The 12,443-nt window shown below is 43.7% G+C and carries 12 protein-coding genes; 8 read left to right on the forward strand and 4 right to left on the reverse strand.

Annotated features, from left to right (window positions below; translation table 11 throughout):
* The first annotated feature begins 50 nt into the window (after window positions 1-50).
* Genes AC23N5_RS11155 through AC23N5_RS11175 form a run of 5 tightly spaced genes read left to right on the forward strand, consistent with a single transcriptional unit; the run spans window position 51 to window position 3,678 of the window.
* Window positions 51-932, forward strand: a complete 882-nt coding sequence (locus AC23N5_RS11155; protein WP_487755626.1) for a cell division protein FtsX — start codon at window positions 51-53, stop codon at window positions 930-932.
* A gap of 30 nt (window positions 933-962) precedes the next feature.
* The gene (locus tag AC23N5_RS11160) at window positions 963-1,163 is read left to right on the forward strand and encodes a DUF3098 domain-containing protein (protein ID WP_028523007.1); all 201 of its coding nucleotides are present in this window, start codon (window positions 963-965) and stop codon (window positions 1,161-1,163) included.
* A 35-nt stretch (window positions 1,164-1,198) separates the two neighbouring features.
* The gene (locus AC23N5_RS11165) at window positions 1,199-1,993 is read left to right on the forward strand and encodes an undecaprenyl-diphosphate phosphatase (protein WP_487755627.1); all 795 of its coding nucleotides are present in this window, start codon (window positions 1,199-1,201) and stop codon (window positions 1,991-1,993) included.
* A 34-nt stretch (window positions 1,994-2,027) separates the two neighbouring features.
* The gene (truB, locus tag AC23N5_RS11170; protein WP_028523005.1) at window positions 2,028-2,726 is read left to right on the forward strand and encodes a tRNA pseudouridine(55) synthase TruB; all 699 of its coding nucleotides are present in this window, start codon (window positions 2,028-2,030) and stop codon (window positions 2,724-2,726) included.
* 22 nt (window positions 2,727-2,748) lie between these two features.
* Entirely contained in the window at window positions 2,749-3,678 is a 930-nt protein-coding gene (locus tag AC23N5_RS11175) for a bifunctional riboflavin kinase/FAD synthetase (RefSeq protein ID WP_183976735.1), read from the forward strand.
* Between the two features lie 50 nt (window positions 3,679-3,728).
* On the opposite strand, the gene AC23N5_RS11180 is transcribed toward AC23N5_RS11175, so the two are convergent.
* The 3 genes from AC23N5_RS11180 to AC23N5_RS11190 form a co-directional block, all read right to left on the reverse strand.
* A complete protein-coding gene (locus AC23N5_RS11180; protein ID WP_487755628.1) occupies window positions 3,729-5,153 on the reverse strand; it encodes an alanine/glycine:cation symporter family protein in 1,425 nt (474 codons plus the stop codon).
* Window positions 5,154-5,249: 96 nt separating this feature from the next.
* On the reverse strand, window positions 5,250-6,047 hold the full coding sequence (locus AC23N5_RS11185; protein WP_122930269.1) for a queuosine precursor transporter: 798 nt from the start codon (window positions 6,045-6,047) through the stop codon (window positions 5,250-5,252).
* Between the two features lie 94 nt (window positions 6,048-6,141).
* Window positions 6,142-8,145 (reverse strand): thioredoxin domain-containing protein, encoded by a 2,004-nt coding sequence (locus tag AC23N5_RS11190; RefSeq protein WP_487755629.1) that lies wholly within the window; start codon window positions 8,143-8,145, stop codon window positions 6,142-6,144.
* A gap of 141 nt (window positions 8,146-8,286) precedes the next feature.
* Here AC23N5_RS11190 and AC23N5_RS11195 point away from each other — a divergent pair, with 141 nt between their 5' ends.
* The 3 genes from AC23N5_RS11195 to AC23N5_RS11205 all read left to right on the forward strand — a co-directional run bounded on the left by AC23N5_RS11195 (window position 8,287) and on the right by AC23N5_RS11205 (window position 11,684).
* Window positions 8,287-10,497: a heavy metal translocating P-type ATPase gene (locus AC23N5_RS11195; protein WP_487755630.1), complete on the forward strand. Its 2,211-nt coding sequence runs from the start codon at window positions 8,287-8,289 to the stop codon at window positions 10,495-10,497.
* 2 nt (window positions 10,498-10,499) lie between these two features.
* Entirely contained in the window at window positions 10,500-10,709 is a 210-nt protein-coding gene (locus AC23N5_RS11200; RefSeq protein ID WP_122930266.1) for a heavy-metal-associated domain-containing protein, read from the forward strand.
* Between the two features lie 81 nt (window positions 10,710-10,790).
* Entirely contained in the window at window positions 10,791-11,684 is an 894-nt protein-coding gene (locus tag AC23N5_RS11205; RefSeq protein ID WP_487755631.1) for an Rpn family recombination-promoting nuclease/putative transposase, read from the forward strand.
* Between the two features lie 28 nt (window positions 11,685-11,712).
* Here the strand turns inward: AC23N5_RS11205 and AC23N5_RS11210 are convergent, their stop codons facing one another.
* Window positions 11,713-12,210, reverse strand: a complete 498-nt coding sequence (locus tag AC23N5_RS11210; protein ID WP_122930265.1) for a GNAT family N-acetyltransferase — start codon at window positions 12,208-12,210, stop codon at window positions 11,713-11,715.
* Window positions 12,211-12,443 lie beyond the last annotated feature (233 nt).

Raw genomic sequence — 12,443 nt, forward strand, 5'->3', positions numbered from 1 at the left:
TATTTTTGCGACGTTCCGTTCAATAAACACAAACCGTACTGTCATTACGTATGCCTTTAAAAAAGAAAAAAGTCGGTAGCTATCCAAACGCAATGATCATCGCCAGTTTGACGGCGGCGTTGTTTTTGATTGGTTTTTGCGGGTTATTGGTAATGCAGTCCAAAAAGCTCATTTCCATTATCAAACAAAACATCGAAGTAAGGGTAATGCTCGACAAAGGTTTGGATTCAAATCAAGTAACGAAGGTATATAAAAGCATCGTTGCTCGTCCATTTGTGCTTTCGATAGACGGCAAACCACAAGTTACTTTTTTCTCCAAAGACGAGGCTGCCAAGGAATTTATCGCCGACACCAAAGAAGATTTTTCTACGTTACTAGGCGACAATCCGCTGCACGACAGTTACCGTGTACGTTTGCAAGAAGATTATTTTGAAGATACCAAGCTCAAACAAATCAAGGCCGAACTTGAAAAAAATGATGGCGTTTTTGAGGTCGTTTACCAAGAAAATTTGGCAGACCAAATCAACAAAAACCTCACCAAAATTTATTTGATTCTGGCCACGTTTGCCGTTATCATGCTCGTTATCATCATCTTGCTCATGAATAACACCATTCGCTTGGCGCTCTATTCGCAGCGATTTTTGATACGGAGTATGCAATTGGTGGGTGCTACAAACGGCTTTATTCAACGTCCGTTTTTGAAAAATGGGGCTGTTCAAGGACTCATCAGCGGGTTGATTGCCGCAGGTTTAATCGTAGCACTTCAGCAACTTGCCCTTCACCAAATCGAAGGACTTCATCTTCTTCAAGAATATGACAAACTTAGCTTTTTGCTCGCTGGGGTTATCATTTTGGGAGCGCTGATTGGAATTGCAAGTACTTTTCAAGCCTTGGCCCGTTATTTGCGCATGGCTTTAGATGATTTATACTAAACTACCACATTTGATTTTAAATAACATAACATGAAAAAGAACGCATTACCTTTTGGAAAAAATAACCTTACGCTCATGATCGTGGGCATCGTCCTTGTACTCGGTGGTTTTGTCCTGATGAGTATGGACTCTGCCGAATTTGGTTTTGGAACACTTGGACTTACCGTAGGCCCACTCGTGGTCGTGTCTGGTTTTATTGTTGAGTTTTTTGCCATTTTACGTAAGCCCTAATCGGCTTTTATCTTGTCCCAATTACAATTTAGTAGATGAACCTTCTTCACGTACTTATTTTAGCCATCATTGAGGGCATCACCGAATATTTACCTATTTCATCCACTGGCCACATGATTTTAGGCTCCTCTTTTATGGGGATTGCTTCGGATCCTTTCGTGAAATTTTTCACAGTGGCTATTCAATTAGGTGCTATTTTGTCGGTTGTAGTTTTGTATTTCAAGCGTTTTTTTAAAAGCATTGACTTCTACATCAAACTATTCATTGCCTTTATTCCAAGTGCCATTTTTGGTGTTTTATTCAGCGATGCCATCGACGCCCTGCTCGAAAGTCCGCTCGGAGTAGCCATTTCGCTTCTTGTCGGCGGTATCATTCTTTTGTTTGTTGACAAATGGTTTACCAAAGCTTATATTGTTGATACCGACGAAGTTGACTACCTCACAGCATTTAAAATTGGATTTTTCCAATGTATCGCCATGGTTCCTGGCGTTTCCCGTTCGGGAGCAACCATTGTAGGTGGGATGTCGCAACGCCTCTCTCGCAAAGCTGCCGCCGAATTTTCGTTTTTCTTGGCCGTTCCTACCATGTTTGCCGCAACCGCCAAAAAGGCGTACGATTATTATAAATTGGGCTTCGTCCTCAATGAAGAACAAATCAAACTTTTGGCCATCGGAAACGTAGTGGCTTTTATTGTCGCCATGTTGGCCATCAAATTCTTTATTGATTTTCTGACCAAATACGGCTTCCGTTTATTTGGTTGGTACCGTATTATTGTAGGCGGCATTATCCTTGCGTTGCTTTTGGCAGGATATAACTTACAAATAGTTTAAACACAGGTTGCGATTTGCACCTTTTATTTCGTACATGACAGACATTACACCAACCTCTCCCGAAGAAGGAGAGGTAATCTTATTAAATAAGCCCCTGACGTGGACATCATTCGATGCCGTCAACAAAATCAAAAAATCGTGTCAGGTCAAAAAAATTGGCCATGCAGGTACCCTCGACCCCCTCGCCACAGGTTTGTTGATTCTTTGTACGGGCAAAAAAACCAAGGAAATCGACTCGTACCAAGGAGCAGAAAAAGAGTACACGGGTAAAATGGTACTTGGAAAAACTACCCCTTCGATTGACCTTGAAACGGCTTTTGATGCCGAATATCCCACTGACCATATTACGCACGAAGCCTTAATGAAAGCGGTTCAGCAGCTTACGGGTACCATTGAGCAGTTTCCACCCATTTATTCGGCCGTAAAAATAGGGGGCGAACGCCTCTACAAAAAAGCACGCCGAGGCGAAGCCGTGGAAATAAAACCCCGTACGGTTACTGTGTCACTTTTTGAGATTGATGACTCTCATTTTCCTGAGATATACTTCCGAGTTGTGTGTTCTAAAGGCACGTACATCCGCAGTTTGGTGCGGGATGTGGGGATATTGGTCGAATCGGGCGCCTACATGAGCGAATTATGCCGAACCCGAATCGGTAAATTTTGGTTAAAAGATGCAGAAGAGATTGAAGGATACGTTGCTCGAAAAAGAGCTGAATTAGGTCTTTCATCATAACAGTTCAGTTAAGACGTAGTTAATGCAAGTTTACCACGATATAGCAGATTTTCGTCCGTTGAGTAACGCCGTTGTGACCAGCGGGACGTTTGACGGTGTTCATTTGGGACACCAAAAAATCCTGAGTCGCCTTCGTGAAGCTGCCCAAGCCTCGGGTGGCGAAACGGTGGTGATTACCTTTTGGCCCCATCCCCGCATGGTGGTTTCTAACGACAGCCAAAATCTTCGGTTGCTTTCCACAATTGACGAAAAGATTGAATTGCTTCGTCAAAATGGCGTTCAGCACCTCGTAGTCGTTCCTTTCACCCGCGAATTTAGCGAGCTAACGTCCGATGAGTTTATTCAACAAATTTTGATTGATACCATCGGCACCAAAAAATTGGTCATTGGCTATGACCATCATTTTGGCAAAAACCGAGAAGGGAGTTTCGAGTATTTACAAAAAAATGCCCACCGATTTGGCTTTGAAATTGAAGAAATTCCACGCCAAGAAATTGACCATTTGACGGTAAGTTCCACCAAAATTCGGCAATCATTGGTTGAAGGAAAAACGTCAGTAGCCAATGAACTGCTCGGGCGCATCTATACTTTTACGGGCGTGATTGTCAAAGGTCGCCAACTGGGTCGGACCATTGGTTATCCAACTGCCAACGTTCAGGTGCTTGAATCCTACAAACTCATTCCCGCTGATGGCGTTTATGCCGTTCGTGTGCATGTGCGTGGGCAATGGCTCAAGGGCGTCATGAGTATAGGTTTTCGCCCCACTGTCAACGGCATCGGCCGAACCCAAGAAGTATATATTTTTGATTTTCAGGAGAATATTTACGGAGAAAAAATGACCGTTGAAAACGTTGCGTTTATCCGTCCTGAGTTAAAGTTTGATGGTCTTGAAGCACTCAAAAAAGCCATCGACGACGACTGTACGGCTGCTTTAGCTCTGTTAGAAGCCTAAAAAAAGGTGGTTTGGAATCAATCCACAACCACCTTTTCATCAGTACCTCTCTATCCTTCCCATTCGTCGGTATTTTCGATGCCCAACTTCTTAGGGTGGAATACAGGGTCAAGCCCTGCTTTACGTTGTTCTTCGTAATCTTTAAATGCCTTAAATGCTGGTTTTCGTAGCAAGAAAATGGCGATAATATTCAACCAAGCCATCATTCCTACCCCAATATCTCCGATTGTCCAAGCTAACGCCGCCGTTTTGATAGAACCGTAAAAAGTAGCGGCCATGATCATCACCCGTAGCGCTTGTACTAGCCACTTGTTATTACTATTTGACAAAAGATAGCTCAGGTTTGTTTCAGCAATGTAGTAATACGCCATGATGGTCGTAAAGGCAAAAAAGAGCAGCGCAATAGCCACAAAACCACTACCTAACGACGGAAAATGCGTGTTGATAGCCGCTTGGGTAAACTCTGAACCAATGGCAAGGCCAGGTACATTTTCGACGATAAACCCTCCTACTGGATTGACAACGTTGTACTGTCCCGTAAAAAGAATCATCAAGGCAGTAGCCGTACAGACAAACAACGTATCAACATATACTGAAAAAGCCTGCACCAATCCTTGTTTTACTGGGTGGCTGGTTTCGGCAGCAGCAGCAGCGTGCGGAGCCGTTCCTTGGCCTGCTTCATTGGAGTAAATACCACGTTTTACCCCCCACGAAACGGCCATACCAAAAATTCCCGCAAAGGCTGGTTCGATGTCGAAAGCCGAACGAATGATTAAGCCAAGTACGGCTGGTACTTGGGTGATGTTAAGGGCAATAACCACCAAGGCCATCAGAATATAAGCACCCGCCATAAATGGCACCACTACTTCTGCCACTTGGCCAATACGTTTTACGCCCCCAAAAATAATCAGTGCCAACAGGGCTGTCACCGCCGCTCCCGTTATTTCTACAGGAATGTCAAAAGCAGCTTTGGCACTAAGTGCAATGCTATTGCTCTGAACACCAGGCAAAAACAACGCTGTACTCAAAATGGTAGCCCCCGCAAAAAGCAAGGCGTACCAGCGCATTCCGAGCCCTTTTTCGATGTAAAAAGCAGGGCCTCCACGGTATTGCCCATCTTGTACCTGCTTGTAAATTTGCCCCAAGGTTGCTTCAATAAACGCCGAAGACGCGCCCAAAAACGCGATGGCCCACATCCAAAATACTGCCCCTGGCCCTCCCATGGCGATGGCAGTGGCCACCCCTGCGATATTCCCAGTCCCGACCCTGCCCGAAATGGCAATCGCAAAGGCTTGAAACGAACTCACACCCTTGTCAGAGGTTTTTCCTCCAAACAGTAGTTTTACCATTTCTCGAACGTATCGAACTTGCAAAAAACGGGTTGTAACCGAAAAATAAATGCCCGCACCTAAACAAAGTAAGATGAGGGCATTACTCCAAATAATGTCGTTAATGAACGTAACTGTGGATTCCATGTAGAGTTTTGTCTTATGAATAAAATAGGGATTTTCGGCCAAGTTACCACTTTTTCGCTATATATTCCTTCATTTTATTCATTGACTACCGCTATTTTACATGGGTGTAAAACTCGATGCAGCAGCTTCGTTGGCCAGTTGGTGGGCATTTTCTTTGCCTAAATATTGGTCAATTAAGTAATGGGCACCGTACAATACGGGGGTTGTTAAGAGGGCTATGCAACCTTTATAAATATAATTGATTGTCCCTACTTGAAGAATTTGGGTCACGGACCAATTCCCAAAAAGGTAGAAGGCAATAAAAATCACGACGAAGCTGTCAACCAGCTGCGAGAAAAGCGTCGAACCCGTAGCCCTCAGCCAAATGTATTTTCCTCCCGTACGACGCCGTAACCACGAAAATACCGTGACATCGAGCACCTGTCCGATAAGAAACGCAACGATAGAACCCAACATAATACCTAAGCCTTGGCGGAAAATTTGGTTAAAAGCACCATCAATATTCATGGCGTTTCCGTGGCTATCTTGGCTATTTACTTCTAACCAAAACTGAGCAGGTGGAAGCGATGTGGTTGCATAAATCACAATGTACATATAAGCAATAAATCCTGCCGTAAGGTACGATATGCGTCTCACCCCTTTTTTTCCAAAATACTCATTAATAATGTCAGAAGTAATAAAAACGATGGGCCAGTTCACGACCCCTGCCGACATATTGAAATCGAGTTTTGTGCCAAAAATGTCAAGTTGAGCGGGGCTTGTCCCCAACAATGTCTCTACCGAAAAAATCTTTACTCCAATAATCTCGGCAATGAGTGCATTGGTTAAAAATAATCCGCATAAAAACAGAAATAAAAACTGTTTCTTCTGCTCGAACGTGTTTGAAGTGGGCATGTCAAGAACGAATTTTGGGTTTACAGTTTGGGTTTTGTGAGTTTGTTGGTTATGGCTTATTTGCCCGCCGCCAATTTACCTTTTTGTGATCATTTCAACTTACACTGACGGCTAGTTGCTGCAGGGCTTCTTCTACAGAGTGAACGGGTAATTGGCACGTTTTGTTAAAACAAACATATACCGTTGTGGTATCCGTCGAAGATAACCTTCCCTCCAAAAGCGGTAAGTCTGAGGTAGTTTTGGCCCCAACAACAATTTTATTTGGCCAAAAAGTTGTCTCTAATTCTTTTCTAAAGGTGTCTATTTCTGGGCCAACCAGTACTACTTCGGCGGTAGGTTGTACGCGCATCACGTATAGTGCCGCCCAGTTTGTCACCCATTGCACATCGGTCATCATCGAACGTTTCAATTTTGACAACATCCAATCGGCCAATTCAATATACTCATCGTAGCTCACGAGCATCCCTAAACTGTATAGGTTATGCGCCATTAACGAGTTAGAGGCAGGAATAACGTTGTCAAAAATTTCCTTTTTACGGGCAATCAAGTCGTCAGATGAGCTATCTGTAAAGTAAAAAAGTTCATCTTCTTCATCGTACAAATGTTCAATCGTATAAGCAGTCAATTTGAGGGCTTCGTCGAGCCATTCTTCCTCAAACGTAATTTGATACACCCCAAGGTACGCATCAATCACCGAGGCGTAATCTTCCAAAAATCCAACAATCGTGGCTTTTCCTGCTTTATAACTGTGCCAAAGGCGGTGATTTTCGTTGGTCATTTTGGTTTTGAGGAAGGTCGCATTTTGCAACGCTAATTCTCTAAATTGTTCATCCCCAAAAGCACGATACGCATCCGTCAATCCCTTCAATGTCAACCCATTCCACGAAGCCAAAATTTTATCATCCAATCCAGGACGCACCCGTTTCTCTCTCACTTCAAAAAGTTTGTCCAGCGCCGCGCGGTATTTTTCAGTAAAAACAAGGTTCCAATCTGCCTGAGGAGTCAAGTGCAAATGATTATAGCCGTGTTCCCAGTTTCCTGCGGTACGGATGGAATACAATTTGGAAAACCAGTCAAAATCGTCGCCTAAAATTGATTGCAATTCGGCTTGTGTCCACGTATAAAACTTCCCTTCTACTCCCTCACTATCCGCATCTAAGGCCGAATAAAACCCGCCGTCTGGACTTAGCATTTCCCGACGCAGCCAGTCAACCGTTTCATACACCCGACGTTTGTACAGCTCATTTTTGGTCAACGTATAAGCTTCCGAATACATACTCAAAAGTTGTCCGTTGTCGTAGAGCATTTTTTCAAAGTGCGGAATAAACCAGTCTTCATCCACCGAATACCGCGCCCATCCACCACCTACGTGGTCGTAGATTCCTCCCAGCGCAATCCGATTCAAACTCAGCTCGATTTGGCGCAGAGCTTCGGGGTTTTGCGAAAGGGCATAATAGCGCAATAAAAACTTATAAATTGAAGGCATCGGGAATTTGGGGGCACGCTCCATCCCTCCTTTTTCTAAGTCAAAACTTTGTTTGATATGCTCAAACATTTCATCCAAATCCTCCTGACGAAATTCCGTCGTTGAACCGTCCAAATGGTATTTATTGGACTCTTTCATGAGCATATTTTCAACAAAACCTGCTGCCGATTTTTCCAATTCATCCCGATGATTCACAAAAGCATTTTGTACGCTATTGAGGAGGTTCACCCAATTCCGTGGCGGCATGTAAGTCATCCCATAAAAAGGCTTGGCTTCGGGCGTCAAAAATACGTTCAACGGCCAGCCGCCTCTCCCACCCATGGCATGAAGCGCATCCATGTAAATTGAATCGACGTCGGGGCGTTCTTCACGATCTACTTTTATACACACATAGCCTGCGTTCATAACTGCCGCAACTTGTTCATTTTCAAAACTTTCTCTTTCCATTACGTGACACCAATGGCAAGCCGAATAACCAATACTTACAATGATGGGCTTGTCTTCGGTACGGGCTTTGGTCAGGGCTTCTTCTCCCCAAGGGTACCATTCCACTGGGTTGTGAGCGTGTTGAAGCAAATAAGGCGATGTTTCTTCGATGAGGCGGTTTGGCATAAAATGTTCTTTTAAATGGTAAAGACCAACGATAATACAAAAGTTTCCAGACTGACGAAAATCCTGTAATCCTTTTTGAAAATCGTGTAACTAGCTTCCCGATTTAAGCCACTACTTTTGTAACGACAAATGAATAGCGCAATGGAAACCGAGATTAAAACTGATAATCAACAACTTTTGGTACCCGTCACGGGGATGACCTGTGCGGCTTGTGCCATGAGTGTTGAAAATATACTCAAAAAACAGGAAGGAGTGCTAGCATGTGCCGTCAATTTTGCCAATGAATCAGCCAGCATTTCTTTTGACACGACCCAAACCAATCCTGAAGCCCTAAAACATGCACTTCAAGCGGTAGGATACGATTTATTGCTCCATCCTGAAAACGCCCAAGCACAACAAGCTGAACAAAAAGCGAATCAGCTACTTACGCTACAAAAACGTTTACTTTGGGCGACCACACTGACGTTACCCGTGGTGGTGTTGGGCATGTTTTTTATGGAACTCCCTTTCGTCAACTGGATTATGTTGGCACTGACGACGCCCGTATTGGCTATTTTTGGTCGTGATTTTTTTATTCATGCGTGGAAACAGGGCAAATACGGTCAAGCCAATATGGATACGCTAGTGGCACTGAGTACGGGAATCGCTTTTATATTCAGCCTTTTTAATACCGTCTATCCCGAATTTTGGCACCACCGTGGACTTCATCCGCACGTATATTTTGAAGCATCTGCAGTGGTTATTGTGTTTATTATGGTAGGCAAATGGTTGGAAGAAAAAGCCAAAGCCAACACCTCAACCGCCATCCAAAAACTGATGGGATTACAACCGCGAACGGTGTGGATTATTGAAAACGGGGAAGAAAAAGAAATTGACATTTCAGCCGTACGGGTAGGCGACCGAATTGTGGTAAAACCTGGGGATAAAATTGCGGTCGATGGGAAAGTGCTTTCGGGTACTTCTTACGTCGATGAAAGTATGATTTCGGGAGAACCTGTCCCCGTTGAAAAAAACAAAGGCAGTAAAGTATTTTCAGGCACGGTCAATCAGCAGGGGAGTTTTCGTTTTTTGGCCGAAAAAGTGGGCGAAGCCACGCTCTTGGCCCAAATCATTCGGATGGTTCAGCAAGCTCAAGGCAGCAAAGCCCCCATTCAGCAACTGGCCGACAAGATTGCAGCAGTATTTGTGCCCATCGTCATGGCCATTTCAGTACTTACGTTTGTTGTCTGGTCAAGTTTTGGTGGAGAAAACGCCCTCACCCAAGGTTTATTAGCCGCCGTCACCGTCCTAGTGATTGCTTGTCCCTGTGCGCTGGGTTTGGCTACGCCCACCGCCATTATGGTAGGAGTCGGGAAAGGAGCAGAAAACGGCATTTTAATCAAAGATGCCCAAAGCCTTGAGTTGGCACACCGAATCGATGCGGTTGTACTAGATAAAACAGGCACAATCACCGAAGGGAAACCAACAGTAACCGACACGTACTGGGCTTCCGACGAACCCGCGTTCAAATCCATTGCCTTGGCACTCGAAAGTCAATCGTCGCACCCTTTGGCCGCGTCCATTGTGCAAACGCTCAAAGCCGATGGCATCAAAAGCGTTCCGATATTACAATTTGAAAATGTAGCAGGGAAAGGCGTCAAGGCTTTTTTTGAAGGGAATGAGTACGTGATTGGAAGCGTATCTTGGATAGTAGAACGTGGGTTGTCTTTTGCCAATTTACCGATTAATACTTGGCAAGAATCGGCCAAAACAGTAGTCGTATTTGCCAATAAAAAAGACGTGCTGGCAGCGTGGGCCATCACTGACCCCATCAAGCCCACCTCAGCGCAGGCCATTACTGACCTTCAACGTGAAGGAGTAGAAGTATATATGTTGACGGGCGACAACACATTTACGGCCCAAAAAGTAGCCCAAGAGGTTGGAATTAGTCACTTTAAAGGACACGTACTTCCAGCAGATAAAGCTGCTTTTGTTGAACAACTTCAGCAAACAGGGAAAATCGTGGCGATGGTCGGCGACGGTATCAATGATTCACACGCCTTGGCACAAGCCGACGTAAGTATTGCCATGGGAAAAGGCTCCGACATTGCCATGGATGTTGCGAAGATGACGCTTATTTCCAGCGATTTACAAAAAATCCCTCAAGCCATCCGACTTTCAAAATGGACGGTGGCGGCCATCCACCAAAACCTTTTTTGGGCATTTATTTACAACCTCATTGGAATTCCGCTGGCGGCGGGAGTGTTGTATCCCATAAATGGCTTTTTACTTAACCCCATGATTGCGGGGGCGGCGATGGCACTCAGCTCAGTATCAGTCGTAGCAAATAGCCTCAGGCTTAATAAATCATAAAAATGGAGACATTACAATTCAAAACCAACATCAACTGCGGAGGCTGCATTGCCAAAGTAACGCCGTTCTTAAATCAAGTTGAAGAGATTGAAGATTGGCGCGTTGATACTGCCAACCCCGATAAAATTTTGACCATCAACGGTGAAGAATTATCAAGCGAACTTATTCTAGAAACAATCGAGAAAGCAGGGTTTACGGCCATACAAGTCTAGTCTGTCGGTTCAACACTTCTAGCGGAAGTTATGCTAGAAGTGTTAAAAAGTTATTCGTAGCTTTGTTATAAACTTTTCAAAATGACCCGTACTCTTATCAGCTTCGATTGGGCGCTAAAAAGGCTCCTCAGGCAAAATCGGAGCGCCGCCCGGGCCAACTTTGCTATTCTTGAAGGTTTCTTGAGTGTCTTACTCAAACGAGACATCGTCATTATCAACCTCCTAGAAAGCGAATCTAACGTGAACGACGATGAACAAAAAATAAATCGCGTGGATTTGTTGGTTGAAAACGAGCAAAAAGAACGACTCATTATTGAACTCCAATACAGTAAAGAATTTGACTTCTTTCAAAGAATGCTTTTTGCTACTTCAAAACACTTAACTGAAACCCTTCAAAAAGGTAAACCCTACCAAGAAATCAAAAAAATATTCTCCATCAACTTGATTTACTTTGATTTAGGACATGGCACTGACTATGTTTATCATGGTAAAACTGAGTTTAGGGGCATCCATCAAAACGACATTTTAGACCTTTCAGAAAAACAAAAAGAGCTTTTTCACAAAGAAGCCCTTTTTGAAATTTATCCCGAATACTATGTCATCAAAATCAACAATTTCGACGACATAGCCCGCGACAACCTCGATCAATGGATTTATTACTTTAAGAACAACGAAGTAAAGGACGAGTTCAACGCACGCGGTTTGGCCGAAGTAAAAGCACAACTACAATTTGATGGGCTTTCTGAACAAGAGCAACTGGCCTACGAAAGGCACGAAAAAATGTTCCTTTCAGAACGAGGTATAATCGCTACCGCTCGCATTGAGGGAAAAGCTGAAGGAAAAGCTGAAGGTCTCATTGAAGGTGAACAACAAGCACGTTTGGCAATGGCCATCAAAATGAAAGCGAATGGCTTTGCAACTGAAACCATTGCCGAAATGACTGGGCTATCTGTTGATATTGTCAGCAAACTTTAGTTCCCCACTCTTCGTAATCGTTAGTTTCCTAAAGCGGTTTTGCCATGATGTAATCTTGCATTAGAAATCCATCTCCAATGTCAATATCTTCACTTCCTACGATGTTAAAGCCCATTTTTTCGTAAAACCCAACCGCTTTATTATAACGGTTGACGTTGAGTAGTAGCGCCGAATTGTTATTCTCCGTAGCAATTTCGGCTACTTTACGAATCAAAGCAGCTCCCGCCCCTTTGCCCTGACTTGCGGGTAGCAGGTAAATTTTATGAATCTTCGTGTTGGGTTCATTTTTGTAATTGAGTTCGTACGAGACGTACCCCAAACACGCTTCGTTCTCTTTTATCAACAGAAAAACGTGCCCTTTTTCCTCAATTTGCGCTGTTAACGACGGAATGCTGTACATCCAGTCAAGCATGTAATCAATTTGTTTGGGCGACAAAATATCCCCAAAAGTCATGGGCCAGGTCTGATAAGCGATGCGCTGAATTTCGGGCAGTTCTGCCGTAGTTACGTTGCTAATTTCTAACATTTGTCTTTTTAATAATTGATAGACTTTCCAAGTTGTTCATCAAACTTGGAAAGTCTGCTGCTAAATTAGGCGTTCTGAGCTAATTTCAAATGCTATCTTTTCAAAAATTACACAAAAAGACATTTTAAACCGTTCATCTATATTTTAGTTTAGAAATGTGAACTTATTCGTTATTTAACGTCTCAATGGCATGGGGGCACAACCGCCTTGCTATTTCTTCACAAAACCTAAAC

It is taken from the genome of Runella sp. R5_40 (assembly GCF_057652295.1).